Source organism: Aquimarina hainanensis (genome assembly GCF_042684685.1).
GTDB classification, from domain to species: Bacteria; Bacteroidota; Bacteroidia; order Flavobacteriales; family Flavobacteriaceae; genus Aquimarina; species Aquimarina hainanensis.
On the sequence record NZ_JBHULX010000017.1, the window covers coordinates 103,852 to 105,408 of the forward strand.

The 1,557-nt window shown below is 38.9% G+C and carries 1 protein-coding gene and 1 pseudogene; both read left to right on the top strand.

Annotation, left to right across the window (positions count from 1 at the left end):
- The coding region (locus tag ACFSTE_RS10015) for a T9SS type B sorting domain-containing protein (RefSeq protein WP_378298123.1) at window positions 1–1,063 on the top strand (1,063 nt) is incomplete at its 5' end.
- A gap of 93 nt (window positions 1,064–1,156) precedes the next feature.
- Window positions 1,157–1,557 (top strand): annotated as a pseudogene (locus ACFSTE_RS10020) (PorP/SprF family type IX secretion system membrane protein); the annotation flags it as partial.

Genomic DNA, 1,557 nt, shown 5'->3' on the forward strand with positions numbered 1-1,557 from the left:
AGATCTTACTGATCCTACAGCTACATTATCGATAGATGATATTACGACAGATAATATTGTTACAGGGGAGGAAGCAGAAGGAGTTATAGCTATTACGGGAGTTGTAACAGGAGAATTTAGTGAAGGAGATATTGTTACTTTGGTTATTGACGGTTCTGTTTATACGGGTACAGTTGATGGTTCAGGGTTATTTTCTATAGAAGTTCCGGGACCGGTTTTACTAAGTGATCCAGATGTAACAATAGAAGGAAGTGTTTCCGTTACAGATGTAGCAGGAAATGTTACCGAAGTAATTTCGGAGAAGGAGTATATGCTTGATCAGGATGGAGATGGTTTAACAGATGAGGAAGAGGAAGATCTTGGTACAGATCCGACAAATCCAGATACAGACGGAGATGGTTATACAGATGGTGAAGAAGTTTTAGTAGAAGATGATCCGGATACCTCAGTAGTTCCATTAGTAGAGAGTGACCCGCTAAATGCATGTGATCCAAATGGAGTTCCTACAGGAGATTGTGATGGCGATGGTATAGAGAACCAGTACGAGGATATTGATGGCGATGGTGATTATACGAATGATGATTCGGATAATGATGGTATTCCGGACTATTTAGATGAAGATGATGATGGAGATGGTATTGCTACCATTGATGAACGTCCAGATCCTAATGGAGATGGAAATCCAGATGATGCTGTAGATTCAGATGGCAATGGTATTCCAGATTATTTACAGCCTAATTCAGTAGATCCTACAGCGGAGGATGGTATAGAGGTTTATACAGGATTTTCTCCCAATGGAGATGGGATTAATGATGTTTTTGTGATTCGAGGTCTGGAGAATATAACCAACACTGTCACGATTTATAATCGTTGGGGGGTCAAGGTGTATGAGGCAGAATCTTATGGTAAAGATGGAGCGTTTTTCCGAGGTCAAAGTAATGGTCGAGTTACGGTTCAAAAAGGTGATAACCTCCCAGTTGGAACTTATTATTATGTAATCGAATATACATTGCCTACAGGAGAACATAAGAGTAAGACAGGTTACTTATACATAAACAATTAATAGTAAGTCCCTCCTTTTTGTAGCAAACAGATAGGAGGGTTGTTTTTTTAAAAAGTAATATTTTTGACAAGTAAAATATTTTAAATCAGACAGATGAGATTTCAATATAGTATAAGTATTCTTTTCTTAATGCTTCATATTGTGTTAGGGTATTCTCAGCAAGATGCTCAGTATACACAATATATGTATAATACGATAAGTGTCAACCCTGCATATGCTGGTAGTCGGGGAGTGATGAGCATCAGTGGTCTTCACCGGAGTCAATGGGTAGGATTGGATGGAGCACCCCGTACTCAGACCTTATCGATGAATACGCCTATAGGAGAGAGTAACCGGGTAGGTTTGGGAGTTTCTATCGTCAATGATGAGATAGGACCTACTCAGGAGACCTATTTTGATATTGATTTTTCATATACAATACCTACTTCAGATGTTGGGAAGTTAAGTTTTGGATTAAAAGCAGGAGGTCATTTACTGAATGTAGATTTTCAGCG